Below are 23,429 nucleotides of genomic sequence, written 5' to 3'. Positions count from 1 at the left end.
CAAGGCCGCTCCTACAGGTTGAACCGATCGATCAGACCGAATCTGGCACCACGGCGATCACATCGATCTCCATCAGCCACTCGGCCTGGGCCAACCCGGCCACCACCAGACCGGTGGAAATCGGGAACACACCCTTGAGCCACTTGCCTACCTCCTTGTACACCGGCTCGCGGAAGCGCGGGTCGGTGATGTAGGTGGTGGTCTTGACGATGTGCGACAGGTCCGAGCCGGCTTCTTCGAGCAGTTGCTTGACGTTCTTCATTGCCTGCTCGGCCTGCGCCCGAGGGTCACCCAGGCCCACCAGGTTGCCTTCGAAGTCGGTGCCGACCTGGCCGCGCACGTAGATGGTGTTGCCGGCGCGCACCGCCTGGCACAGGTCGTTGTCCAGGGTCTGGTTGGGGTAGGTGGCCTTGGTGTTGAACATGCGGATGCGGGTATGAGTAGGCATCAGTGGGCTCCGAGGGTGCTGACGTTGCTGATCTTGGGTTGCTGCTGCTCATCCGCTGCGCGTTGCTCGCGGTCGCGGTAGGCGGCATAGGTGCGTTGCGTGGCGATGTGGCCGGCGACGTGCTTGGCGTCGTGCCACACGCCCCAGATGAACGACGAGCCACGGCGCGACAGCCACGGCAGGCCAAGGAAGTACACACCCGGCTCGCGGGCCACGCCGCGTTGGTGCTGGGGCTTGCCGTTGGCGTCGAAGGTGTCTACCTGCAGCCAGCTGAAGTCGACACCGTAACCGGTGGCCCAGATGATGCTGGTGACGCCGGCCTTGGCCAGGTCCAGTTGCTGCAGCGGGTTGCGCATGCACTCCGGGTCGGCCAGGCGTTTGCGGGCTTCGGGCTCTTCCGGCAGGTCCAGGCCGTTGCGTTCGATGTAGGCATCGGCGGCATCCAGCAGGGCCAGGTAGTTTTCGTCGCCGCGGTTGATGTTCTCGACCAGGTTGTCCTGGAAGCGCGCCACGCCGTTCTCGAACGACTGGGTCAGGCCGACCAGGGTCATGCCCTGGTGGGCGAGGGCGCGAAAGTCCACGGTGTGGCCGCCACGGGCGCCACTGACGGCAATGGTCACGTGCTCGCGGCCAGGCTTGGCGATTTCCGCATCCCACTCACCCAGCACGCCCAGCCACCAGCAGAAGTCGCGGTTGCGGTAAGCGCGTGGCGGGCGATCGTGGGCGCCGACCGAGAGGTACACCTGGCGCCCGGCACGCATCAGTTCTTCGGCGATCTGTACGCCCGAGGAGCCGGCGCCGACCACCAGCACAGCGCCTTCTGGCAACTGCTCGGGGTTGTAATAGGCAGCGGAGTGGATCTGGTGCAGGTTGCTGTCTTTCGGCGCGATGGCCGGGATCACCGGCTTCTGGAACGGGCCGGTGGCGGCGACCACGCGGTTGGCGCGAATCACGCCTTCATTGGTTTCGATGGTAAAACCGGGGCGGTCGCTGTTGCGCAGCACTTTCTTCACTTCGATGCCGGTGCGTACGGGCAGGTTGTACTTGCGTACGTACTGCTCGAAGTAGTCGGCCACCTGGTCCTTGCCGGCGAAGGCGTCGGCGTCGAGGTTGAATTCCAGCCCCGGGAAGCGGTCGTGCCAGACCGGGCCGTTGGCCACCAGCGAGTCCCAGCGACCGGTGCGCCAGGCCTCGGCGATACGCTTGCGCTCCAGCACCAGGTGCGGCACGCCAAGCTTGCTCAGGTGTTCGCTCATGGCCACGCCGGCCTGGCCGGCGCCGACGACGAGGGTGTCGATTTCGAGGTTGTTCAGTGTCATGTCCGAGCCCTTGTTCAGGCGGTTTTTGTCAGGTCGGTTTGGAGGACCGCCGTTGCCTGGGGCCAGACTAGGGATGCCGTGGAAATGGCGAAAATAGTATTTAGCTGGGGCTTGCCGATAAAACGGCGAAGGCCTTGATTCCTGCCGCCTGCAGCGGTTCCAGCAGCAGCTGTGCCAGGGTTTTGTCCGAACGTTTCGTGGTCATAGTTTTTTCCTCTGCAAACCCTCGGAAAAAGGTCGTTTCGCCGGCCGAAAGGTTCAACCCAGAATGCCGTGTATCGCACAGCACAACAGGAACCATGACATGACTTTTTCCATCATCGGTCGTTGCCAGGAAACCGGCCAGGTCGGTATCGCCATCAGCTCTTCGAGCATCGCCGTGGGCGCCCGCTGCCCGTGGGTGCGTGCCGGTGTGGGTGCGGTCGCCACCCAGAACATCACCTTGCCGGCGCTGGGCCCGCAGATTCTCGATGCCCTGGAACAGGGCCAGTTGCCGCCTGCCGCTGCGCTGGACCGGGTGCTGAGCGCCAACGGCTGGAGCGAGTATCGCCAGCTCACGGTGATCGACAGCCATGGCCAGGTCGCGCTGTTCACTGGCAAGGAAGCCCTGGGCACCCACCACGCCGTGGCCGGTGAGCAATGTGCGGCGGCAGGCAACCTGTTGGCCTCGACCCAGGTGATCGAGGCGATGGTGCAGGCCTTTGAACAAGCCGGCGGGCATCTGGCCGACCGCCTGCTGGCGGCCATGCACGCGGCGATGGCCGCAGGTGGCGAGGCGGGGCCTGTGCACTCGGCGGCGTTGAAGATTGCCGGCGAACTGACCTGGCCACTGGTGGACCTGCGTGTGGACTGGGCCGAAGCCGACCCGATCGGTGTGCTCGATGGCCTGTGGCAGGCATATCGGCCGCAGATGCAGGACTACGTCACCCGCGCCCTCAACCCGACTGCCGCGCCAAGCTACGGGGTGCCGGGCGATGAGTGAATTTGCCAGTCGCGCGCTGCTGGCCAGGCTGATCGGCTTTGCCACGGTCAGCCGGGATTCCAACCTCGAACTGATCAGCTTCATCCGCGACTACCTGGCCGAGCTGGGGGTGGAAAGCGAACTGTTCCATAACCCGGAAGGCACCAAGGCCAACCTGTTCGCCACCATCGGCCCCCGGGACGTTGGCGGCGTGGTGCTGTCCGGGCATACCGATGTGGTGCCGGTGGACGGCCAGGCCTGGACAGTCGAGCCGTTTGCCCTGAGTGAGCGCGACGGGCGCCTGTATGGCCGCGGCACGGCCGACATGAAGGGCTTCATCGCTTCGGTACTGGCGGCTGTACCGGCGTTTCTCACACAGCCGTTGCGCATGCCGGTGCACCTGGCGTTCTCCTACGACGAGGAAGTCGGCTGCCTGGGGGTGCGCTCGATGTTGGCCGCGCTGGAGCAGCGCCCGCACAAGCCACGGCTGTGCCTGATTGGCGAACCCACCGAACTCAAGCCGGTGCTGGGGCACAAGGGCAAGCTGGCGATGCGTTGCCAGGTGCATGGTGCGGCCTGCCACTCGGCGTACGCGCCGTATGGGGTGAATGCCATCGAGTATGCGGCGAAGCTGATCGGCAAGCTGGGTGATATTGGTGATGCCCTGGCGTTGCCGGAGCATCACGACGAGCGCTTCGACCCACCGTTCTCCACGGTGCAGACCGGTGTGATCAAAGGGGGCAGGGCGCTGAACATCGTGCCGGCGGAATGCGAATTCGATTTCGAAGTACGGGCTTTGCCGGGGTTCGAGGCGCAGGCAGTGGCCGACCAGCTGCAAACCTATGCCGAGGCCGAACTGCTGCCGCGCATGCGCAAGGTCAATGCCGCCAGCGCCATTCGCCTGCAGCCGTTGAGTGCGTATCCGGGGCTGGCCACGCCAGCGGATAGCGAGGCGGCTGGCCTGGTGGCGTTGCTCAGTAGTTCGGATGAGTTCGGTACGGTGGCGTTTGGTACCGAAGGTGGACTGTTCGACCAGGTGGGCATCCCGACTGTGGTGTGTGGGCCCGGGAGCATGGACCAGGGGCACAAGCCGGATGAGTTCGTCAGTGTCGAGCAGTTGCGGGGGTGTGATGCCATGTTGCTGAGGCTGGTGGATTACCTCAGGCAGGGTTGATTGCGCTGGCCTCTTCGCGGGTGAACCCGCTCCCACAGGATCTCGTCAGTCTCAAGGGCTGTGCAGTACCTGTGGGAGCGGGTTCACCCGCGAATGGGCCGCAGCGCGGCCCCGGGTATTCAGAAGGTAGCCTTGACCTGCAGGCCAACCACCAGCGCGTTGTCGATGTCCTTCCCGGAGAACGCGCCCGGCTCGATGATGTACTGCACATCCGGGCGCAGGTTCAGCCACGGTGTGGCCTGGTAGCCATAGCTCAGCTCGACCAGCTGCTCGCCGCTGTCGATATCGGGGAACTGCTGCCCGGCATCGAACGCGGCATCTTCCAGCACGTCGCGGCTACGCGGGTTGGGTACGGCACGGCCATAGCCCAGGGCCACAGTATCCTTCGGGCGGCCTGCGAACGGCTTGTACAGCACCACGCCGGCGCCATACCACTTGGTGAATGGCGAGGCGGCCTTGCTCGACGCCGAGTACTGGCCGAAGGCATGCAGGCTGCGGCCCGGCAAGCCCTGGTCGTTCCACACCGCCTGGTCGACTAGCAGATAGTGGCCGCCACGGCCGGACACTTCCTCGTCGCTGCCGATGCGCTTCACGTCGGAGCTGTCGTAGTAGTAGCCCAGTTTGTACTCGCCAGGCAGCTCGCCCTGCAGCTTGTAGACCAGCTCTACCGGTACCACGGTGCCGGTGGTGTGCTTGGGGCCCAGGTGCCAGGCGCGGCTGGAGTTGCCGTTGCTTTCCGGGTCGACGTTGAACGCCGCCACACGCAACTGCCAGGACGGCGACAGGTCGTACTTCACCCGCACGCCCAGGTGGGCATTGGGGTAATTGGTCCAGCCACTGCCGCCAGACATGTTAAGCGGGTGGCCGCAGAAGCCGGCGTTCATGAAGCTGCACAGGATGCCACTGTCCAGGCCGCCCAGGTCGTTGCCCATGGCCATGTAGCCGAGCTTGACGTTGAGTGCCGGGGTGAACAGGGTGCGCTCGTAGCTCAGTTCGGTCAGGCGGGTGTACAGGCCGCCGAAGTTTTCCTGGATCGGCAGGCGGTTGCCCACCAGGTCTTCCGAGGCGCTGTTGCCGCGGCGGTCGTTGATGGTCAGCTGGACCTTGCCGCCGTTATCCAGGCCATACAGTTTCGACAGGTCGAACTGCACGCCCAGTTTCAGGTTTTGCGAGTAGCGCGCCGAGCGGTGCAGGCCACCGTGGGCGTTGTAGGCGGTTTCGCCGCTGTAGTCGCCGGTGAACTTGACGCCGTCTTCTTCCAGCTGGTGACGCAGGCCGCCCCAGTCACCGGTCAGGGTGCTGCGGGTCATCAGGTCGCCGTCGGCCAGGGCGGTGCTGCTGGCGAGGGCCAGCAACAGGGTGGGGGTGATGCGAATTGCGGATGGCATTGCTGAATCTCGGGTTGTCTTCTAAGGCCTCTTCGCGGGTGAACCCGCTCCCACAGGATTTTCACTGCCCTTGCAAACTGTGCAGTTCCTGTGGGAGCGGGTTTACCCGCGAAGGGGGCGACGCGGTGTTACGGCAAGGCGTAAGAAATCACGTAGTCGCCACGGTCAGTCGACTGGCGCGCGCCGCCAGCCGTGACCACCACGTACTGCTTGCCGGTTTTCGGCGAAACGTAGGTCATCGGGCCGCCCTGGCTGCCCACTGGCAGGCGAGCCTTCCAGATTTCGTTGCCGTTGCTGCTGTCGTAGGCGCGCAGGTAGAAGTCCTGGGTGCCGGCGATGAACACCAGGCCGCCCTGGGTGGACAGGGTGCCGCCGAGGGTCGGCAGGCCGATCTTGATCGGCAAGTGCATGCGGATGCCGAGCGGGCCGGTGTCCTCGACGGTACCCACAGGTACCTGCCACGCCACCTGGCGGGTCTTCATGTCGATGGCGGTCAGGGTGCCGAATGGCGGCGCCTGGCACGGAATGCCGGCCACCGACAGGAAGCGGTTCTTGTTCACTGCATACGGGGTGCCCTTGAGCGGTACTGCACCCATGCCGGTGTTCAGCGCTTCGCCACCGGAAGCGGCACCGCCCTTGTTCTGCGACGGGATCATCTGGATCCACAGGCCCAGGCGCATGTCGTTGACGAAGATGAAACCATGTACCGGGTCGGTGGAAATGCTGCCCCAGTTCATGCCACCCAGCGAACCCGGGAAGCTCAGCGACAGGTCGGTGCCCGGCGCGGTGTACAGGCCGTCGTAGCGCATTTTCTTGAAGTCGATGCGGCACAGCAGCTGGTCGTACGGGGTTGCGCCCCACATGTCCGATTCGGTCAGGGTCTGCGCGCCGATCTGCGGCATGCCCACCGACTTCGGCTGGGTTGGCGAGTACGGCTCGTTGGGGATGTTGCTTGGCTTGACCGGTACTTCGTCGACCTGGGTCAGCGGCTTGCCGGTGGCGCGGTCGAGCACGTAGATCTGCCCGGCCTTGGTGCCGATTACCACTGCAGGTACCGACTGGCCGTCGTCCTTGGTGAAATCGATCAGGCTCGGCTGCATCGGCAGGTCGAAGTCCCACAGGTCGTTGTGCACGGTCTGGAACACCCACTTCTGGTTGCCGGTGGTGGCGTCCAGGGCCAGTACCGAAGCGCCATAGGTGTGGTCCAGCTTGCTGCGTTCGACACCGTAGATGTCGGTGGACGACGAGCCCATCGGCAGGAACACGGTATTCATCGCCGGGTCGTAGGACATCGGGGCCCAGCTGTTGGGGGTGCTGCGCACATAGGTGCTGTCGCCCTGGGGCGCCTGGCGATCTTCCGGGTTGCCGGGGTCGAAGGCCCAGCGCATTTCACCCGTGATCACGTCGAAACCACGGATCACGCCGCCTGGCATGTCAGTCTGGACGTTGTCGGCGACGCGGCCGCCGACCACCACGGTGGTACCGGCCATCAGTGGGGCCGAGGACAGCTGGTAGTAGGAGTCCGGCACATCGCCCAGGCCGGCCTTGAGGTCGACCTGGCCGTTGTTGCCGAAGCCCTGGCAGAACTCGCCGGTGTCGGCGTCGACGGCAATCAGGCGGCCATCGATGGTGTTGGTCAGCAGGCGACGCTGGCAGTTGGCACCGGCCGGTACGCTGGCCGCGGTGATTGGCGAGCTGTTCGGCTGGGTCGGCTGGGCGATGGCGGCAGTGGCGTCGAAGTAGGCCATGCCACGGCAACGCTGCCAGACCTTGGACTGGGCGTTGATCGCGTTCTTCCACAGCTCTTTGCCGGTGTCGGCATCAAGGGCGATCAGGTTGTTGTGCGGGGTGCAGATGAACACCTTGTTGCCGACCTGCAGCGGGGTCAGCTGGTCTTCGGCGCCGTTGCCGTCGCTGAGCGCCACGTCACCGGTGCGGTAGGTCCAGGCCACTTTCAGCTTGTTGACGTTGTCGCGGTTGATCTGGTCCAGCGCGGCGAAGCGGCTGCCACCTTCGGTGTTGCCGTAGTGAGCCCAGTCCTTCTGCGCCTTGCCGGCCTCGACCGGGGTCATGCCCGGGCCTTTGCCGGTGGGGGCGACGCTTGGGTGGGCGACGAACATGTTGCCGGCGGCGATCACCAGCAGCACGGCCATCACCCCGGCAACGCCATAGGCACCGCGACCGGCGCTGGCGCCATTGGCACGGGCCAGCAGCGGGTAGACCAGTGCCACCACCATGCCGATTGCGCCGAACATGAACAGGCGCGAGAACAGCGGCCAGAACACCAGGCCTGCGTCGATCAGCGCCCAGATGGCAGTGCCGACCAGGAACGCCGCGTACAGCCAGGCGCCAGCCGGCTTGCGGCGAGCGATGAGAACGCCGGCGATGGCCATGGCCAGGCCGCCGATCAGGAAGTACCAGGAACCTCCCAGGCCGGCCAGCTTGACGCCGCCCGCAGCCAGGAGGAGGCCGAGCAGGGCGATGATCACGCCCAGGCCGACCAGGATAATGTTTGTGGCGCCAGAGGCGCGCGGTGTTTCTTTCATGCCAGGGATCTCAGCAGGTGGAATGCGCGCAGTGTAATCTCTTAGCTTGCTAATTAACAAGTTGGTACATAATTTTGTGGGGCGGATTGTCGCAGGGTTGAACTCTGCAAGGTGTGGCTAAAAGTCTAGATCATGCGCTTAAAATTGCAGTAAACAGGGTGTTCATGTCGGCTGGTTAACCCGCGTTCGATTTTCGATTACCGGGTTCACGCCGGCCACGGAGTGCCGCTGCTGTAGAACACCGCGAGCCAGATGGTGGCGGTGCCGGGGGCGGTCCATTCCACGCGGTGGCGGTAATGCGGCGGGATGTCCAGGCAATCGCCCGGCGCCAGCAGGCGGGTGTGGCTCTCGTGCTCGAAGCGCAGGCCGGCGGCGCCACTGAGCAGCACGATCCATTCGCCTTCGGCCTGGTCGTACCAGAAACCGGGCGGGCTGGCCTGGCCGCTGGAAACGATACGCTCAACACGCACACCCGGGCGGCTGAGCAGTTGGTCGACCCGTTCGGAGCTGGTGGGGTCGCAAGGGGGCAGGGCAGTCAGCAGGTTGGTCGGGATCATGGAAAACCTCGCTTGGAAGGGGGTAGTTCCACTATGGACGCAATTGCCGTGCGCCGCGCTTCTTGACCGGCCCGGCTGTTTGTAAGAACTTTCCGGGATTTGGAAGACGGGCAACAAATGGACAAACTCCTGGCGATGAAAATGTTCGTGGCCACCGTCGATGCCCAGGGCTTTTCTGCCGCCGCCCGCCAGCTTGGGCTGGCGACATCGTCGGTGACGCGCCTGGTCGATGCCCTGGAAGCGGCGTTGGGCGCCACCTTGCTCAACCGCTCCACGCGCCAGGTCAGCCTGACCGAGGCCGGCGCCCGTTATTACGAGCGCGCGCGGGGTATTTTCGAGGCCCTGGACGAGGCCGATGCCAGTGTCGCCGACCGGGGTGAAGAACCGGTTGGCGTGTTGCGCCTGTGCTTGCCGGTGGAGTTCGGCAGGCGGGTCATCGCCCCGCACCTGGGGCCGTTCCTGGCGCAACATCCGGCTCTGGAGCTGGACATCGACCTCAGCGACCGCCTGGATGACCTGCTTGACGGGCGCTATGACCTGTCGATCCGCCTGGGCGACCCCTCGCCCAATGACGAGCTGGTATGCCGCCAGCTGGGTCGCTTCCAGCGCTGGCTGGTGGCCAGCCCGGGCTACCTGGCCGGGCGTGACGCGCTGGAGCATCCGCGGCAGCTGCTCGAGCACGCCTGCCTGCGCTTTCGCTACGGGCAGAAAAGCCGCCCCTGGCGCCTGGCCCGTGGGCAGGACAGTCTGGAACTGGACGTGAGCGGGCCGTTGCGCAGTGCCAATGCCGACATGCTGCGCGAAACCGCGCTGGCGGGCAGCGGCATCGCGCTGCTGGCCGACTGGCTGGTGCGTGAGGACGTGGCGGCCGGGCGCCTGCAGCGGCTGTTCCCCGATTGGCAGGCCAGCCCCGGCGCTGCCAATGACAGCATCAACGCCTTGTATCTGCCCAATCATCGTGGTTCACGGCGGGTGAATGCCTTTATCGACTTTTGCGAAAACCTGTTGCAGCGCAGCACCTAGTGTTGCGCAGTGCGCAAAGCCCTGTTGCGCCAGCGCTGGATTCTCGCCAGGAGTGCGTCTGGGTAAGGTGGCCGGCATATTCCAGCCATCGCCGAGGACACTCGCATGAATCCCTCCCTTGCCGCCGCGCAGCCTGCCGCCACCGGCCTCAGCCGGGCCCTGGTCGCCCTGCTGGCGTTCTGCTGCGGCGCGATCGTCGCCAATATCTACTATGCCCAGCCCATCGTCGGCCTGATCGCCCCGGACCTGGGGCTGTCCACCGAGCATGCCAGCCTCATCGTTTCGCTCACGCAGCTTGGCTATGCCTTGGGCCTGCTGTTGCTGGTACCGCTGGCCGACCTGTTGGAAAACCGCCGCTTGATGGTGGCTACCGCCGTGCTGGCCTGCGTCAGCCTGCTGCTGGCGGGCACCAGCAGCAGCGGCCAGGGCCAGCTGTTCCTCGGCTATGCACTGCTGATCGGTTTCAGTTCCGTGGCGGTGCAGATGCTCATCCCGCTGGCGGCGCACCTGGCGCCGGAGCAGCAGCGTGGGCGGGTGGTCGGCAACATCATGGGCGGCCTGCTGCTGGGTATCCTGCTGGCGCGGCCGTTGTCCAGCCTGGTGGCCGACTACTTCGGCTGGCGGGCGGTGTTCATTGGCGCTGCCGCGGTGATGCTGGCGATCATCCTGCTGCTGGCCCTGACCTTGCCGCGGCGGGTGCCCGAGCACAAGGCCAGCTATGCCGGGCTGATGCTGTCGCTGCTCACGCTGCTGCGCCGTTATCCCTTGCTGCGCCAGCGCTCGCTGTACCAGGCGTTGATGTTCGCGGCGTTCAGCCTGTACTGGACGGCGGTGCCGATGGCCCTGGCAACCGAGCATGGCCTGTCGCAGAGCCAGATCGCAGTATTCGCCCTGGTGGGCGCGGTAGGCGCCGTCGCCGCACCCATGGCCGGCCGCCTGGCCGATGCCGGGCATGCCCGGGCCGGTTCGCTGTTGGCGTTGTTACTGGCACCGGCGGCACTGTTGCTGGGGCTGACCGTGCCGGGCTACAGCGTGATCGGCCTGGGCCTGACTGGCGTGCTGCTGGATTTTGCGGTGCAGATGAACATGGTCATCGGCCAGCGTGAAGTGTACGCGCTGGACCCGGCCAGCCGCGGGCGGCTGAACGCGGTGTACATGACCAGCATCTTCCTGGGTGGGGCGCTGGGTTCGGCGGTGGCCAGTGCGGTGTTCAGCCAGTTCGGCTGGCAGGGTGTGGCGCTGGTGGGGGCGGGGTTGCCGGGCGTGGCCTTGATCATCTTCCTGACCAAAGCGCGCCGGGGTTGAATGGTAGCGCGGTCACCTGTGGGAGCGGCCTTGTGTCGCGAAAGGGCCGCAAAGCGGCCCCGGCAATTCTGAAGTGATGCGTAGATCGTGGGGGCGCTTCGCACCCCTTTCGCGACGCAAGGCCGCTCCCACAAAAAAAACGGCACACGCCTGTATCAGACGCTACCGCCCAAGCGGCAACGCCACACCAATCAAGGCAAACAGGCTGCCGCAGCAGCGGTTGAAGCCCTTGCCGCCCTTGGCCAGCCATGGCCGGATGCGAAACGCCAGGCGTGCCAACAGGTATTCGACCAGGAACTCGACACTGGCAAAGGTCGCCGCCATCACCACGAACTGCAGCAGCAACCCACGCTGCGGGTCGATGAACTGCGGCAGGAAAGCGCCGTAGAACAGCAGCACCTTGGGGTTGGCCATGGCCGACAGCAGGCCCTGGCGGAACAGGCCGGCATTGCCCAGCCGCGCACTTTGCGCGGTCAGTTCCAGGTGCAGGCCCGGGCTGCGCCACAGCTGGATACCCAGCCAGACCAGATAAGCGCCACCCACCCACTTGAGCACGCTCAGCACCGAGGCCGAGGCCTGCAGCAATGCGCTGAGGCCGAACATGGCCAAGGCAATCAGGGCGCTAAAGCCAAACACCCCGCCAATGATGGTGAACAACGTCCGGCGTGCGCCATACAGGGCACCGTGGGTCAGGGCCAGCAGGCTGTTGGGGCCTGGGGTCAGCGACAGGCCGATGCTCGCCAGCAGGTAGATGAGCCAGGTGTCGAGTGCCATGGTGGGGAATGCCTTGTTGATGGAGAGGGCGCCAGTCTATGGCGCCGATCTTGTCGGGCAAGGGTATGATCCGGACATTGAATGGTCGTTTCTGGACGCGATGCCAATGCTGCCCGACATCCGCTTGCTGATCTTGCCGTTACCGGATTTTGCCCTGCTGCCGTTCGGCGCCTTTCTCGACAAGTTGCGTTTCAGCGCCGACGACGAGGACTACAGCCAGCAGCGCTACTGCAGCTGGACCGTGGCAGGGCTGACCCTCGACCCGGTGCCTTCGAGCAGTGGCGCGGTGGTGCAGGTCGAGGCCGTCGCTGGCCAGCTCGAGCTGGCCAGTTTCGACTACCTGGTGGTGTTCGGCGGGCGCAACGCGCTGGCCACTGCCGCGCTGGCGCCTCGCTACCGGGCCTTGCTGAGGCAGGCTGGCAAGGCTGGCGTCAAGCTGGTGGCGGTCGACAACGGTGCTTTCCTGTTGGCTGCCTGCGGGTTGCTGCAGGGGCACAAGGTAGTGGTGCACTGGCGCCACGAAGCCGAATTCCGTGCAGCCTTCCCGCATTTGCAGGTACTGAGTGAGCAACTGTATTGCATCGACGGTAGCCGCATCACCTGCGCCGGCGGCACCGCGGCCATCGACCTGGCCGTCGCGCTGTTGTCACGCGCTTGCGGGAGGGCCAGGGCGCTCAAGGGCCTGGCCGACATGCTGGTGGATGAAACCCGTGACAGCCGCCATGCCTTGCGCTCGTTGGAGCTGGGGGCCGGGCAGGGGCGGCAGGTGCAGCGCGCGCAGGCATTGATGCGTCACCACCTGGGTACGCCGTTGACCGCGGAGCAGCTGGCGGCTGAGCTGGGCATCAGCCGGCGCCAGCTGGACCGGCAGTTTCACGCCAGCCATGGCATGAGCGCCAAGGCCTGGTGGCTGGAGATGCGCCTGCAACAGGCGCGTTGGCGCCTGCTCAATTCCAGCCACAGCCTGGCGCAGATTGCCGATGAAGTGGGCCTGGGCGATGCCAGTTACCTGGGCAAGTGCGTGCGGCGACGGTTTGGATGCACGGCCCTTGAGCTGCGCTGTCACGTAGAGAACTGAATTCACAAGCGGTCCACGTACCCTGTGGGAGCGGGTTTACCCGCGAAGAAGCCACCGCGGTGCATGGCACCGGCTGCGCCGGTGTTCGCGGCTAAAGCCGCTCCCACAGGGTCCCTGCTATTTGAATGAGTCCTGTGGGAGCCGGCCTACTGCGGCGTCCCGAACAACCCTGTCCAGTAGATCCCCGCATCACTCTTCGGGTCCACTGCATACGCAGCGCCCAGCTCACGGAAGTCCGGGTTCATCAGCGTCGCGCAATGCCCCGGGCTATCCAGCCAGCCATCGACCACCTTGCGCGCGGTGTCACGCCCGGCGGCGATGTTTTCGCCGATCTGCTGGTACAGGTAACCGGCCAGCTCTGCCCGGTCACCGGGGGTGCGGCCATCCTTGTCGATGTGGTCGAAGAAGTTCTGGTTGGCCATGGCCCGGGTGTGGCTGGCAGCAACCCCGGCCAGCACCGTGCTCCAGCTCAGTGCGGGGGCGGCGGCGAAGGGCTGGCCACCGCATTGGCGCGGCACCTTGCGCGCGGCGTTGATCTCCTGCAGCACCTTCTGCCCCTCGGCCTGCCAGTCGCCCAGGCGGCCACTGAGCAGCGGCCGGGCAAGCACGATGCGCCAGTCGCGGCCTTCCTGGCTGACGCCGATATCGACGAACTGCGGGTCCAGCACCACCTGGCAGAAGCTCTCTTCGATGGCATGCATGGCAGCGCGCGCATCACGTGGCCCCGACAGGCTGATGGCCTGCACGTTGACCATCGGGTAGGCGGCGCGGGTCATGGCCTGCTGCAGGTCGCGGGTACCCTCTGGCGACAGCGCCAGGCGGGTATCGCTGTTGAGCGGCGGCAGTTCCAACGACGCTTCGCCACCGCAGGGCTGGGCCTTGCTGCGGTAGACATTGATCGAATCGATCAGTTGCGCTTCTTCGCCGGTGGCAGCCATGGCCCCGACCGAGACGACCAGGCCCAGCGACAAGGCGGCTACGGATGACAGGACGCGCATGTGGATCTCCCTATGACTGGCAGCGTCGGGGTTCGCGCTGCTCATCCTACACAAGCCCGGGGCTTTTGGCCCGGGCTCGTGCAAAGCAATGAGAACGCCAACATTCGTTGCTGGCGGCAAAAGAGGGAGTAGACCACTGTTCATCTGAAAAGTGCGAATAGTTGGTAATCATTCCTATCGAACCACGCCTGTCTGCCGGTTTGCTGGCGCCCGGCGTCTATCAGCGCGCCACCGCCTGGTTCGGTTTGTAGAACAGAAAATGCCTGGTCTGCGCCGTCCGGCGGTAGGCTTTGGCCCAGTCCGGGTGCACATTGCGGTCATGGAAGTACAAGGCACCCCCGGTGCGGTCTCTCAATTGCTGGTTGAGCGCCTTGCGCGCGATCTCCTTGGCAATGTCGTAGCGTTGCGCTTCTTCGACCTGGTCCGGGCGCCCGTCACACCACCAGGAGAACTGGCAGGCCTTGCTTTCCACCCCCTGCTTGACCACGCCGCAGATGGTATCCGGGAAGCCATCGTGGCCCAGGCGGTTGAGCACGACGTTGGCCACGGCGGCCATGTCTTCGGCGTCGGCACCCTTGGCCTCCCAGTAAATGGTGCGGGCCAGGCAGGTGATGCTGTCATCCAGCGGCGCCTGGCCGGCCGGGTCCACTGCCTGCGCTTCGCCGGGTGTGAGGGTCTCGGCCTTTTTCGGGGGTGGTGTGTCATTCACCACTTTTTCCTCGAGCACCTCGGCCTTGTCCTCGGCGACGGCAGCCTTGGCCGGGTCGGCCGCGTGCAAGGGGCCTGCGAGCAGGGCCGAAACCAGGCCGATCACCATCCACGAAAGGCGCATGATGCAAGCTCCCGAACTGTGGGCTGGTTCACAGTCTAGCCAAGCGCAAGCATCAGCACCAAAGGCAGGGTGGCGGCGGCCAACACGGTCTGCAGGGCGATGATGGTGGCCATCAGCGGTGCGTTACCGCCCATTTGCCGGGCCATTACATAGGAAGATGATGCGGTCGGCAGTGCCTGGAACAGCACCGCCACCACCGCTGCCTGGCCACCCAGGCCAAGCAGGCGGCACAAGCCCCAGGTAGTCAGCGGCATGACCAGGAACTTGAATGCCGACGCCGCCATCAGCGGGCGCACCTGCTGGCCCAGGCGGGCACCACCCAGGGCTGCGCCGACGCACAGCAGGCCCAGCGGCAGGGCGGCCTGGCCCAGGGCCTTGACCGTGGGTTCGATACCCGCTGGCAAGCCCAGCCCACTGGCGCGCAGCAGCAACCCGCCGGCGCAACCGACAATCAAGGGGTTGGCGAAGATGGCCCGCAGCACCGTGGCCGGTGAGCTATGGCGGGCGCTGAAGCGGGCGAACACCAGCACACAAAGCAGATTCACCAGTGGCACGATCGCGGCGTTGGCCACCGCTGCCAGGGCAATGCCGGCGCTGCCGTAGATACCCGCTGCAAGGGTGGCGCCGATGTAGTTGTTGAAGCGGATACCGCCCTGAAACACCGAGGTGAAGTCGGCACCGTCGTGGTTCATGGCGCCCTGGTACAGCACCAGCAGCACGGCCCCGGCCAGGGTCGAGAGCATCAGCACGCCAACCATGCCCAGCACCGGCACGCCTTCGAGGTTGGCGGTGGCCAGGCCATGGAGGAACAGCGACGGCAGCAGTACGTAATAGCTCAGGCGCTCGGCGCCGGGCCAGAAGTTATCGGCGAGAAAGCCGCGCAGGCGCAGGAAAGTACCCAAGGCAATCAGCAGGATGATCGGCAGCAGGGTAGTCAGCAGCAAGTGGAGCATGATCGACGTTCCGTGGTCGGGTACGGGGCACAGACTACTGGTGCGGATCGATCTGTAAAAACGTTGTTTTCTGCACTGACCATTGAGGAAAAATGCATGGTTGCTCTGGGGGCGCTGTGCGCCCCTTTCGCGACGCAAGGCCGCTCCCACAGGTTTGCCACTGCCTTCAAATGCAACGCGTTCGTTGTGGGAGCGGCCTTGTGTCGCGAAGGGGCCGCGCAGCGGCCCCGGCAATCTCACGCCTCCAGTGCAGTCTTCAGCACCGCGCTCAAATGCCGCCGCTGGCTCTTCTCATGCTCCAGCAACACCACGCGCCGGGTCAGCTGCGGTTCGCCAAATGGCAGGCAGGTAGCCGGTGGCAAGCGTTGCAGGTCGTCATCGGCCATGGGGATGATTGCCACGCCCAGGCCCATCACCGCCATGCGCGCCAGCGCTTCCTGGCTGTCCAGTTCCATCTGCTCGCTCACCTGCAGATGCTGGCGGCGCAGCTCCTGCTCGATCTGCCGCCCGGCCCAGGCACGCTTGTCGAAGCGCAGGAACGGCTGGCTGGCCAGCAACTGCGGCACGCTTAGCCCGGCCAGGTCCGGGCTGGCGATGGCCCAGAAGCGGTCTTCGAACAACGGCGTGAAGTCCAGGCTTTGCGGGTAGGGGCTGACCGGCTCGGTGGTGATTGCCGCATCGAGCTCGCCGTCTTCCACCCGTCGCGCCAGTTCCGCCGACATGCCGGAGGCCACGCTGACATGCAGCTGCGGATGGTGCGCCTTGATCCACACCAGCGCCTTGGGCAGGCGCCGCGCCAGCACGGTGTGGATCGCCCCCAGGCGCAGGCGGCCGCGCAGGCTCGGGCCGCTGGCCAGGGCGTCGGCCAGTTCGTCATAACTAGCCAGGATGGTCTCGGCGCGGGCGACCGCCAACTGGCCGGCTTCGGTCAGCGACACCTGCCGGCGGCTGCGGTCGAACAAGGTCACCTGCAGTTCGTCTTCGAGGGTCTTGATGTGCAGGCTTACCGCCGAAGGGGTGAGGCTGAGCAGGTCGGCGGCACGGGCGAAGGTGCCGTGGCGGGCGATGGTCACCAGGGTGCGCAAGGCTTTGAGGGACATGCGGGTGAGGTCCGGTTTCAAGCTGACAGAGATGCATTGTCAGGCCCGGCCCTTTCGCAGCACAAGGCTGCTCCTACAGCGAGTCGAGGCTGGTAGAGGCAGTATTTCTCAGCGCCCACCACGCCCATAGGCCTGGCTGATCCGATCGATCACCATGGCCAGGGCGACGATCGCCAGCCCGGCCTCGACGCCTTGGCCGACATTCAGCGTCTGGATCCCTGACAGCACATCCTCGCCCAGCCCGCGGGCACCAATCATCGAAGCCACCACCACCATCGACAGGGCCATCATCACCGACTGGTTGAGCCCGGCCATGATGCTCGGCAGCGCCAGCGGCAGGGCGATGCGCCGCAACCGCTGCCAGCGGCTGGCCCCCAGGCCATGGGCGGCTTGCTGCAGCGAAGGGTCGATCTGGCTCAGGCCCAGTTCGGTCAGCCGCACCAGCGGTGGCAGGGCATAGATCAGTGTGGCGAACACGGCGGGCACCTTGCCCAGGCCGAACAGCATCAGCACCGGGATCAGGTAAACGAAGGCCGGCAAGGTCTGCATCACATCCAGTACCGGCAACAGCAAGCGCTTCGCCAGTGGCCGGGCAGCCAGCAGGATGCCCAGCGGCACGCCCACCAGCACGCAGAGGCCGGTACTGACCAGCACCAACGCCATGGTCTGCAGCAGTTTGTCCCACAACCCGAGCATACCGATCAGGGCCAGCAGCGCCACCAGTACCGCGCTGCGCAGCACGCTGCGGCTGGCATGCCAGGCAAGCAGGCCGATCAGCAACAGCAGCAGCCACCACGGCAGCAGGCGCAGCAGGGTTTCCAGGCCGACCAGCAGTTGCAGCAACTGGTCCGAGACGCTGCGCAGGTGATCGCCGTAATGCAGTACCAGCCAGTCGACCAGGCGGTTGACGCTGTCGGCAAAGGAGAATTGCAGGGCCTCGGGGAAGCCGCCGCTCACAGGCTGGCCTCGACCTTGGTGGCAATGTCCGCAGGCAACCAGGCTTTCCACACCTCGCGGTTATCGCGCAGGAAGGTGAGGGCAGCGTCGCGGGGCGGCGTTCGCTTTTCGCTCATGTCGGCCAGTGCCTTGTTCAGTCGGTCGATGGGCAGGTCGACCCGCTCGAACATGCTCACCAGTTCCGGGTAGCCCTCGCGAAAGGCCTTGGACACGCCAATCGACAATTTGGCCGGCAGCGAGCTGCTGCCCTTGGGCTCGGGGTTGCCGGCATCGGTGAGGGTGGCCCAGGCCTGGGCATCGAACGGCGGCTCTTGCAGGCGTATGAGCTTGTAACGCCCCATCAAAGGGGTCGGGTTCCAGTAGTAGAACAGCACCGGTTGGCCACGGCGGATGGCCGAGCCGATTTCGGCATCCATTGCAGCCCCGGAGCCACTGCGGAAGTTGGTATAGAGATCATTCAGCCCGTAGGCCTTGAGTTTCTGGCTGTTGACGGTTTCGGATGTCCAGCCGCTGGGGCTATTCAGAAAGCGCCCTTTACCGGGTGACTCGGGGTCGCGGAACACCTGCGGGTAACGTTTCAGGTCCTCGACGCTGCGCAATTGCGGCGCCACGGGTTTCAGCTTGCGCGCGGCATCGCCCTCGATCACGTAGGCCGGCACCCACCAGCCTTCTTCGGCGTTCTTGACCGTGTCGCCCAAGGCAAACACCTGGCCGGCCTGTTCTGCCTTGACCCAGGCTGGGCTGCGCCCGGCCCATTCCTCGGCGATTACTTGCAGGTCGTTGCGCGCCAGGGCCACTTCCATGCTGACGGTGCTGCCGGGCAGGGCGTCGGTGGTGTAGCCGTAGCCACGCTCCACGATCAGCCGCAGGATCTCGGTGGTGAGGGCACCGCTTTCCCAGCCGATGGCGCCAAAGCGGATGGGCGTGGTGCGTTCTGCGGAGGCGGCGCTGTCGGTGCTGGCCAGGCCGACGGCGAGCAGCAGGCCGGCCAGCAACGTTGGAATCTTTTTCATGGGGCCTCTTGGAGTGGCGCTACTGAGTTGCCGCAAGTGTAGACGACCGGCTCCAGGCCCGGCAGGAAGGCCGCTGCACGCGATTGGCAGCGGCCTGCAAGTGACTTAGACGCGGAACTGGTCCATCAGCGCCTGTTGCTGGTTGGCCAGGCTGTTCAGCGACTGGCTTACCCGCGCCGACTCGTTGGCCTGCCCCGACAGCGATTCGGTGACATCACGGATGGTTGCCACGTTGCTGTTGATTTCCTCGGCCACTGCGCTCTGCTCTTCGGCGGCCGAGGCGATCTGCAGGTTCATGTCGGTGATCACCGTCACTGCCTGGCCGATGCGCTGCAGTGCGGTGACGGCCTGGCCAACCTGCTGCACGCCGCTCTGGGCCTGGCGGTGGCTGTTGTCCATGGCCCCGACCACCTCGCGAGTGCCGTTCTGCAAGGCCTCGATCACCTGGCGCGTTTCTTCCACCGATTCCTGGGTACGCTGGGCCAGGTTGCGTACCTCGTCCGCGACCACGGCAAAGCCACGGCCGGCTTCACCGGCGCGGGCCGCCTCGATGGCGGCGTTGAGCGCCAGCAAGTTGGTCTGTTCGGCGATCGAGCGGATCACCTCCAGCACCGAACCGATCTTCTCGCTGTTCTGCGCCAGGCCCTCCACCTCGGCCATGGCGTTGCTCATGTCGGCGGCCAGGGCATCGATGCTGTGGGTGGTGCGGTCGATCACCGCCAGGCCTTCGCGGGTGGCCTGGTCGGCATCGCGGGCGGCCTGCGCGGCCTGGGCGGCGCTGCGGGCGACGTCCTGGGCGGTGGCACTCATTTCGTGCGAGGCAGTGGCCACCTGGTCGACCTGGCGGTATTGCTGCTCCATGCCGGCGCTGGTCTGGGTGGCAATTGCCGAAGACTGGTCGGCGGTGCCACGGGCGGCCTGCACCGAGCGTTTGACCTCGGCAATGGTCGGCTGCAGCTTGTCGAGGAAGCGGTTGAACCAGCCGGCCAGTTCGCCCAGTTCGTCCTGCTTCTGGTAGGTCAGGCGGCGGGTCAGGTCACCTTCGCCGCTGGCAATGTCCTTGAGCATGCTTGCCACGCCGAGGATCGGCCGGGTAACGCCTCGGGCCATCAGCCACACCATCAGCAGGCCGGCAATCGCCGCCGCCAGGCCCAGGCCAAGTTCCAGCAGGGTGCCGCTGGTGTTCAGCGCGTCCAGTTCCTGTTTCAGCGCTTCGGCCGGCCCGGTCAGGGCGTTTTCCGGCACATCCAGCAGCACGCCCCAAGGCTGGGCATCCGGAATCGGCTGGAAGGCGGCCAGCACCTTCAGGCGCTGCTGGTCGTGCACGATGGTCATCTTGCCGTCGGCCAGCTTGCGCACCAGTTCAGCACCCTTGGCGGTGTCGACCTGGTCGAAGCGCTGGGCCAGCTTGCTGGCGTCGGCGCTGTAGCCGGCCAGCAGGCCGACCGGGCTGAGGATGCCGACCGTGGTGCGGCCTTCGTACAGGCTGCGGCTGGCCTCCTGGCTCAGGGCCTGCAGGCTGTTGAGGTTGATGTCGATGGACAGGGTGGCGATCACCTTGCCGTCGACTGCCAGCGGGAAGACGATGCTGGTCATCAGCACCTGCTGGCCATCGATGTCGTAGAAGTAGGGCTCCACCACGCACACCTTGCCGGATGTGCGCGGGCACACCCACCAGGTATTGGCTGGCTGGCCGCTGGGGCCGATCTCGGTGTTGGCCATGTCATGTTCGGGCAGGGCCATGGCCGTCAGCTGGCCGACACGCGGCTGCGACCAGTACAGGGCGAAGCGCCCGGTTTCGTTGCTGCCCAGTTCTGCCTTGCCGGCGAACAGGCTGTCCTTGTTGTCCAGGGCGTTGGGCTCGAATACCAGCGACAGGCCGAGCAGCTCAGGGTTGGCCTGCAGGGCGGCGCGCACCTGGCGGGTCATGTCCTCGCGCAGGTCGAAGGCATCGAGAAAGCGCTTTTCCGCCTGCTCGCGCAGGAACAGCACCTGGCGGGCGAAACCGGCGCCGTATTGGTAGGCGTCCATGAACTGGCGGCGGATGTTCAGCGCCTGCACCTCGCCCTGCGACTCGATGCGCGACTGCGCCGACTCGGTCAGCATCTGCATGCTGCTGGCCTTGACCAGGTCCGAGCTGTGGTCCATGCGATACAGCGACAGGCCGACGAGCAGGGTGACGATGCCGGCCAGGCAGAGACCGGCGAGCAGGGTGATCTTCCACTGGATGGAAAGTTGTCGCAAAGGCATGGGGTGGGTCCCTTGTAATAAGAGTGTGGCTGACGAATGTGTCGGCTGGCGCGGGCTTTTCTTTATTCAAACGTTCAATTTAATCCGCAGGCCGCGCGGGGCGTTGGTAATCCGCCGCAACATGGCGCTTTTGACATCTGCTGCCCACTGCTTCAGAGTGCGCGCTTTTTTTCTGTCGCAATGAGGTAAGCCAACCATGAATGCAGTGATCGCCGCGGTCGGCATCATGCTGATACTCAGCCTGTCCCGCGTGCACGTGGTCATCGCCCTGATCGTCGGGGCCCTGGCCGGTGGGCTGGTGGGGGGCCTGGGCATCGAAGGTACGCTCAAGGCCTTCAACGGCGGCCTCGGCGGCGGGGCCACGGTAGCCCTGTCCTATGCACTGCTGGGCGCCTTTGCCGTGGCCATCGCCAAGTCCGGCCTGGCCCATGCCCTGGCCGACCGCGCCCTGGCCATGATCGACCGCCAGGGCCACGCCAGTGGCGGCAAGGTCAAATGGTTGCTGGTGGGCCTGATGCTGGTGGTGGCAGTGTCGTCGCAGAACATCCTGCCTATCCACATCGCCTTCATCCCCTTGCTGGTGCCACCGCTGCTGTACGTGCTGACCCGCCTGCGCATCGACCGCCGGCTGATCGCCTGCGTGATCACCTTTGGCCTGATCACCCCGTACATGTTCCTGCCGGTGGGCTTTGGCAACATCTTCCTCAACGAAATCCTGCTGGCCAACGTCGCCCGCGCGGGTGTCGACGTGAGTGGCGTGAATGTCACCCACGCCATGGCCATCCCGGCCGCTGGCATGCTGGCTGGCCTGTTGCTGGCGGTATTCGTCAGCTACCGCAAGAAGCGTGACTACGACCTGGCGCGCATCGAGCAGGTGGAGCAGGTGAGCGTGCAGTACAACCCGCTGACCCTGCTGGTGGCCGGGCTGGCGATTGCCTCGGCGTTCATCGTCCAGTTGTGGCTGGACTCGATGATCATCGGCGCCATGGTCGGCTTCCTGATCTTCTCGCTGTCGGGCATCGTGCGCTGGAAGGACACTGACGACCTGTTCACCGAAGGCATGAAGATGATGGCCATGATCGGCTTCATCATGATTGCCGCCTCAGGCTTTGCCGACGTGATGAAGGCCACCGGTGAGGTGAACAGCCTGGTGGAAACCTCGGCGCAGTGGATCGACCACAGCAAGGGCGTCGGTGCCTTGCTGATGCTGCTGGTGGGCCTGCTGGTGACCATGGGCATCGGCTCGTCGTTCTCCACCGTGCCGATCCTGGCCGCGATCTTCGTGCCGCTGTGCGTGCAGCTGGGCTTCGACCCGCTGGCCACCGTGTGCATCGTTGGTACCGCCGGTGCCCTGGGCGACGCGGGCTCGCCTGCCTCGGACTCGACCCTGGGCCCGACCTCGGGGTTGAACGTGGATGGCCAGCACCACCATATCTGGGACACCGTGGTGCCTACCTTCATCCACTACAACCTGCCACTGCTGGCGTTCGGCTGGTTGGCGGCGATGACGCTGTAAGACGGGGAGGGCGTCAGCCCTTGTCGGGCGGTGGCGAGATGCGGTTGAGCACGGTGCTGCCGTCCTTGCTGCGGGTCAGGTAGACCGGCAGCACCTTGGGCAGGTTGTTGACCAGGCGCCCCACCTCACGGGTGTTGTAGATACCGCTGATGCGGATGCGGCCGGTGCTGGCGTCGGCCAGCAGCAGCGGTGCGTCGAGGTAGCGGTTGATTATCGGCAGGGCCTGTTCCAGGCTCAGGTTGTCGAGCACCAGCTTGCCGTCGCGCCAGGCCAGGCTGTTGCCGTAGTCCTCGCTCTGCTCCAGTTGCGGCTCGAAGTCGCCCTTGTGATAGCTGGCCTGCATACCCGGGCCCAGGCGGTAGCCACCGGTGCTGCCGTCGCTGGATACCAGTACCGAACCTTCCACCAGGGTGACCTTGACCTGGTCCTGGTACTTCCACACGTTGAACTGGGTGCCGGTGACGCGGGTCTGGCCACGACCGGCATGCACGATGAACGGGTGGCTGCTGTCGTGCTGCACCTTGAAGAACGCCTCGCCACGCTTGAGCGTGACCTGGCGCTGGTCCTTGTAGTTGAGGTAGGTGAGCTCGGTGTTGAGGTTGAGCTGCACCGTGCTGCCGTCGCTCAGCTGCACGGTCTGCATGTGCGCGCCGGCTTCGAAGTGCTGGTAGCGATTGGGCAGCCAGCCTTGTTCCCAGCCCACCCAGCCGGCCAGCGGCAGCACTGCCAGGGCGATCGCGGCGGCGGATGCCAGCGGCCGCCAGTTGCGCTGGCGCGCAGCCTTTTGCAGCGGCGGGTTGAAGTCGATGACGGTGGCATTGCGCGGCAGCAGGTCGGCGGTTTGCCAGATTTCCAGCATCGCCTGGTATTCCTCGGCATGCCGCGGGTCGGCCGCCAGCCAGCGGGCGAACGCCTCGCGCTCGGCCACCGAGCAATCTTCGGCGTGCAGGCGCATGCACCAGTGCGCGGCGGCGTCGGTGATGGCATCGTCTGGGCTGGAATTGAGGCGGTCGTGGTTCATTGCGGCTCCGGGTTTTGCGCATTCTACCCTTGCGGGAGGGCTCCCGAGAACCGAGGTAATGGCGAATGACTATCAGTTGTGCCGGTTTTCGTCGGATTGGTGATGGTTTTTCAGCGTTTGAGAACCCTTCGCGCAGGTAAATTCAGGCTGAAATCGTTGGGGCTGCTGCGCAGCCCTTTCGCGACACAAGGCCGCTCCCACAGGTGCAGCGCTGCC

Annotated in this window: 19 protein-coding genes and 2 pseudogenes; 6 read left to right on the top strand and 15 right to left on the bottom strand. The window is 65.5% G+C overall.

All coding sequences use genetic code 11. The features are described 5' to 3' along the window. Window positions 1–31 precede the first annotated feature (31 nt). The gene (locus QN085_RS14875; protein WP_015270679.1) at window positions 32–448 is read right to left on the bottom strand and encodes a RidA family protein; all 417 of its coding nucleotides are present in this window, start codon (window positions 446–448) and stop codon (window positions 32–34) included. After that, window positions 448–1,767 (bottom strand): flavin-containing monooxygenase, encoded by a 1,320-nt coding sequence (locus QN085_RS14870; RefSeq protein WP_015270678.1) that lies wholly within the window; start codon window positions 1,765–1,767, stop codon window positions 448–450. The genes QN085_RS14875 and QN085_RS14870 overlap by 1 nt, the downstream gene beginning before the upstream one ends. A gap of 304 nt (window positions 1,768–2,071) precedes the next feature. Here QN085_RS14870 and QN085_RS14865 point away from each other — a divergent pair, with 304 nt between their 5' ends. Next, window positions 2,072–2,749, top strand: a complete 678-nt coding sequence (locus QN085_RS14865) for a DUF1028 domain-containing protein (RefSeq protein WP_013972966.1) — start codon at window positions 2,072–2,074, stop codon at window positions 2,747–2,749. Then, a complete protein-coding gene (gene argE, locus QN085_RS14860; protein WP_013972965.1) occupies window positions 2,742–3,902 on the top strand; it encodes an acetylornithine deacetylase in 1,161 nt (386 codons plus the stop codon). The genes QN085_RS14865 and argE overlap by 8 nt, the downstream gene beginning before the upstream one ends. A gap of 119 nt (window positions 3,903–4,021) precedes the next feature. Here argE and QN085_RS14855 read toward each other — a convergent pair whose 3' ends face one another. The 3 genes from QN085_RS14855 to QN085_RS14845 form a co-directional block, all read right to left on the bottom strand. After that, window positions 4,022–5,290 carry a carbohydrate porin gene (locus tag QN085_RS14855; protein WP_023661445.1) on the bottom strand — a complete coding sequence of 423 codons (1,269 nt, stop codon included), beginning with the start codon at window positions 5,288–5,290 and terminating at the stop codon, window positions 4,022–4,024. Between the two features lie 128 nt (window positions 5,291–5,418). Further along, the gene (locus QN085_RS14850) at window positions 5,419–7,836 is read right to left on the bottom strand and encodes a glucose/quinate/shikimate family membrane-bound PQQ-dependent dehydrogenase (protein WP_023661444.1); all 2,418 of its coding nucleotides are present in this window, start codon (window positions 7,834–7,836) and stop codon (window positions 5,419–5,421) included. A gap of 206 nt (window positions 7,837–8,042) precedes the next feature. Then, window positions 8,043–8,393: a cupin domain-containing protein gene (locus QN085_RS14845; protein WP_013972962.1), complete on the bottom strand. Its 351-nt coding sequence runs from the start codon at window positions 8,391–8,393 to the stop codon at window positions 8,043–8,045. A gap of 117 nt (window positions 8,394–8,510) precedes the next feature. Here QN085_RS14845 and QN085_RS14840 point away from each other — a divergent pair, with 117 nt between their 5' ends. Beyond that, window positions 8,511–9,416 carry a LysR family transcriptional regulator gene (locus tag QN085_RS14840; RefSeq protein WP_013972961.1) on the top strand — a complete coding sequence of 302 codons (906 nt, stop codon included), beginning with the start codon at window positions 8,511–8,513 and terminating at the stop codon, window positions 9,414–9,416. 105 nt (window positions 9,417–9,521) lie between these two features. Beyond that, a complete protein-coding gene (locus QN085_RS14835) occupies window positions 9,522–10,721 on the top strand; it encodes an MFS transporter (protein ID WP_013972960.1) in 1,200 nt (399 codons plus the stop codon). A 162-nt stretch (window positions 10,722–10,883) separates the two neighbouring features. Here QN085_RS14835 and QN085_RS14830 read toward each other — a convergent pair whose 3' ends face one another. Further along, on the bottom strand, window positions 10,884–11,495 hold the full coding sequence (locus QN085_RS14830) for a LysE family translocator (protein ID WP_004376275.1): 612 nt from the start codon (window positions 11,493–11,495) through the stop codon (window positions 10,884–10,886). 106 nt (window positions 11,496–11,601) lie between these two features. Between QN085_RS14830 and QN085_RS14825 the strand changes: the two genes are divergently transcribed. Further along, window positions 11,602–12,573 carry a GlxA family transcriptional regulator gene (locus QN085_RS14825; protein ID WP_024087274.1) on the top strand — a complete coding sequence of 324 codons (972 nt, stop codon included), beginning with the start codon at window positions 11,602–11,604 and terminating at the stop codon, window positions 12,571–12,573. A gap of 146 nt (window positions 12,574–12,719) precedes the next feature. Here the strand turns inward: QN085_RS14825 and QN085_RS14820 are convergent, their stop codons facing one another. The 8 genes and pseudogenes from QN085_RS14820 to QN085_RS26005 all read right to left on the bottom strand — a co-directional run. Then, entirely contained in the window at window positions 12,720–13,571 is an 852-nt protein-coding gene (locus QN085_RS14820) for a CAP domain-containing protein (protein WP_024087273.1), read from the bottom strand. A gap of 220 nt (window positions 13,572–13,791) precedes the next feature. After that, window positions 13,792–14,403: a cell wall hydrolase gene (locus tag QN085_RS14815; protein ID WP_023663417.1), complete on the bottom strand. Its 612-nt coding sequence runs from the start codon at window positions 14,401–14,403 to the stop codon at window positions 13,792–13,794. A 35-nt stretch (window positions 14,404–14,438) separates the two neighbouring features. Further along, window positions 14,439–15,356 (bottom strand): AEC family transporter, encoded by a 918-nt coding sequence (locus QN085_RS14810; protein ID WP_041505888.1) that lies wholly within the window; start codon window positions 15,354–15,356, stop codon window positions 14,439–14,441. A gap of 236 nt (window positions 15,357–15,592) precedes the next feature. Further along, entirely contained in the window at window positions 15,593–16,456 is an 864-nt protein-coding gene (locus QN085_RS14805) for a LysR family transcriptional regulator (RefSeq protein WP_038409756.1), read from the bottom strand. Window positions 16,457–16,564: 108 nt separating this feature from the next. Continuing rightward, window positions 16,565–17,413: an ABC transporter permease gene (locus QN085_RS14800; RefSeq protein ID WP_023663386.1), complete on the bottom strand. Its 849-nt coding sequence runs from the start codon at window positions 17,411–17,413 to the stop codon at window positions 16,565–16,567. Then, window positions 17,410–18,426, bottom strand: a complete 1,017-nt coding sequence (locus QN085_RS14795; protein ID WP_023663385.1) for an ABC transporter substrate-binding protein — start codon at window positions 18,424–18,426, stop codon at window positions 17,410–17,412. The genes QN085_RS14800 and QN085_RS14795 overlap by 4 nt, the downstream gene beginning before the upstream one ends. Window positions 18,427–18,531: 105 nt before the next feature. Beyond that, window positions 18,532–19,044: pseudogene (locus QN085_RS26010) on the bottom strand (methyl-accepting chemotaxis protein); the annotation flags it as partial. A 393-nt stretch (window positions 19,045–19,437) separates the two neighbouring features. Then, window positions 19,438–20,355, bottom strand: a pseudogene (locus QN085_RS26005) (methyl-accepting chemotaxis protein); the annotation flags it as partial. 517 nt (window positions 20,356–20,872) lie between these two features. Between QN085_RS26005 and QN085_RS14785 the strand changes: the two are divergent. After that, window positions 20,873–22,192 (top strand): Na+/H+ antiporter family protein, encoded by a 1,320-nt coding sequence (locus tag QN085_RS14785; protein ID WP_013972950.1) that lies wholly within the window; start codon window positions 20,873–20,875, stop codon window positions 22,190–22,192. A gap of 13 nt (window positions 22,193–22,205) precedes the next feature. Here the strand turns inward: QN085_RS14785 and QN085_RS14780 are convergent, their stop codons facing one another. Beyond that, a complete protein-coding gene (locus tag QN085_RS14780; protein ID WP_024087268.1) occupies window positions 22,206–23,213 on the bottom strand; it encodes a FecR family protein in 1,008 nt (335 codons plus the stop codon). Window positions 23,214–23,429: the final 216 nt, after the last annotated feature.

This window comes from Pseudomonas sp. M2(2023) (genome assembly GCF_030263955.1).
In the GTDB taxonomy this organism is placed as follows: Bacteria; Pseudomonadota; Gammaproteobacteria; order Pseudomonadales; family Pseudomonadaceae; genus Aquipseudomonas; species Aquipseudomonas asiatica.
Note: the sequence above shows the minus strand (reverse complement) of the source record. Positions and strands in the feature narration are given on the sequence as shown.

Coding starts and splice junctions, on each gene's coding strand:
- QN085_RS14875 (WP_015270679.1), bottom strand. CDS start 448: ATGCCTACTCATACCCGCATCCGCATGTTCAACACCAAGGCCACCTAC.
- QN085_RS14870 (WP_015270678.1), bottom strand. CDS start 1,767: ATGACACTGAACAACCTCGAAATCGACACCCTCGTCGTCGGCGCCGGC.
- QN085_RS14865 (WP_013972966.1), top strand. CDS start 2,072: ATGACTTTTTCCATCATCGGTCGTTGCCAGGAAACCGGCCAGGTCGGT.
- argE (WP_013972965.1), top strand. CDS start 2,742: ATGAGTGAATTTGCCAGTCGCGCGCTGCTGGCCAGGCTGATCGGCTTT.
- QN085_RS14855 (WP_023661445.1), bottom strand. CDS start 5,290: ATGCCATCCGCAATTCGCATCACCCCCACCCTGTTGCTGGCCCTCGCC.
- QN085_RS14850 (WP_023661444.1), bottom strand. CDS start 7,836: ATGAAAGAAACACCGCGCGCCTCTGGCGCCACAAACATTATCCTGGTC.
- QN085_RS14845 (WP_013972962.1), bottom strand. CDS start 8,393: ATGATCCCGACCAACCTGCTGACTGCCCTGCCCCCTTGCGACCCCACC.
- QN085_RS14840 (WP_013972961.1), top strand. CDS start 8,511: ATGGACAAACTCCTGGCGATGAAAATGTTCGTGGCCACCGTCGATGCC.
- QN085_RS14835 (WP_013972960.1), top strand. CDS start 9,522: ATGAATCCCTCCCTTGCCGCCGCGCAGCCTGCCGCCACCGGCCTCAGC.
- QN085_RS14830 (WP_004376275.1), bottom strand. CDS start 11,495: ATGGCACTCGACACCTGGCTCATCTACCTGCTGGCGAGCATCGGCCTG.
- QN085_RS14825 (WP_024087274.1), top strand. CDS start 11,602: ATGCTGCCCGACATCCGCTTGCTGATCTTGCCGTTACCGGATTTTGCC.
- QN085_RS14820 (WP_024087273.1), bottom strand. CDS start 13,571: ATGCGCGTCCTGTCATCCGTAGCCGCCTTGTCGCTGGGCCTGGTCGTC.
- QN085_RS14815 (WP_023663417.1), bottom strand. CDS start 14,403: ATGCGCCTTTCGTGGATGGTGATCGGCCTGGTTTCGGCCCTGCTCGCA.
- QN085_RS14810 (WP_041505888.1), bottom strand. CDS start 15,356: ATGCTCCACTTGCTGCTGACTACCCTGCTGCCGATCATCCTGCTGATT.
- QN085_RS14805 (WP_038409756.1), bottom strand. CDS start 16,456: ATGTCCCTCAAAGCCTTGCGCACCCTGGTGACCATCGCCCGCCACGGC.
- QN085_RS14795 (WP_023663385.1), bottom strand. CDS start 18,426: ATGAAAAAGATTCCAACGTTGCTGGCCGGCCTGCTGCTCGCCGTCGGC.
- QN085_RS14785 (WP_013972950.1), top strand. CDS start 20,873: ATGAATGCAGTGATCGCCGCGGTCGGCATCATGCTGATACTCAGCCTG.
- QN085_RS14780 (WP_024087268.1), bottom strand. CDS start 23,213: ATGAACCACGACCGCCTCAATTCCAGCCCAGACGATGCCATCACCGAC.